General features: G+C 48.7%; 2 tRNA genes and 2 rRNA genes. All 4 read right to left on the bottom strand.

The window, feature by feature from the left end:
• Window positions 1-21 precede the first annotated feature (21 nt).
• Window positions 22-97 (bottom strand) — tRNA-Asp (locus tag N7568_RS26020).
• 4 nt (window positions 98-101) lie between these two features.
• Window positions 102-178 (bottom strand) — tRNA-Met (locus N7568_RS26015).
• 24 nt (window positions 179-202) lie between these two features.
• Window positions 203-318: ribosomal RNA gene (gene rrf / locus N7568_RS26010) — 5S ribosomal RNA — on the bottom strand.
• Window positions 319-381: 63 nt separating this feature from the next.
• Window positions 382-604, bottom strand: a 23S ribosomal RNA gene (locus N7568_RS26005); the annotation flags it as partial.

Genomic DNA, 604 nt, shown 5'->3' with positions numbered 1-604 from the left:
CATTGTTTCGTTTCTAAAACATGGCGGTCCCGACGGGAATCGAACCCGCGATCTCCTGCGTGACAGGCAGGCATGTTAACCGCTACACCACGGGACCATGTTGGTTGCGGGGACAGGATTTGAACCTGCGACCTTCGGGTTATGAGCCCGACGAGCTACCGAACTGCTCCACCCCGCGATGATAAAAAAGCAAAATAAAAATGCCTAGCGATGTCCTACTCTCACAGGGACAAAGTCCCAACTACCATTGGCGCTAAAGAGCTTAACTTCCGTGTTCGGTATGGGAACGGGTGTGACCTCTTCGCTATCGCCACCAAACAATAAAGGAACATTGTTCCTTCAAAACTAGATAATAAGAAGGTATTTCATTTTTAAAAAGCGTTGGTTAAGTCCTCGATCTATTAGTATCAGTCAGCTCCACATGTCACCATGCTTCCACCTCTGACCTATCAACCTGATCATCTTTCAGGGATCTTACTAGCTTGCGCTATGGGAAATCTCATCTTGAGGGGGGCTTCATGCTTAGATGCTTTCAGCACTTATCCTGTCCGCACGTAGCTACCCAGCTATGCCTTTGGCAAGACAACTGGTACACCAGCGGTGC

The sequence above is a fragment of the Paenarthrobacter aurescens genome (genome assembly GCF_025421775.1).
Taxonomy (GTDB): Bacteria; Actinomycetota; Actinomycetes; order Actinomycetales; family Micrococcaceae; genus Arthrobacter; species Arthrobacter aurescens_B.
The sequence above is the reverse complement of the archived record's forward strand: the minus strand, read 5'-3'. Positions and strand labels throughout refer to the sequence as shown.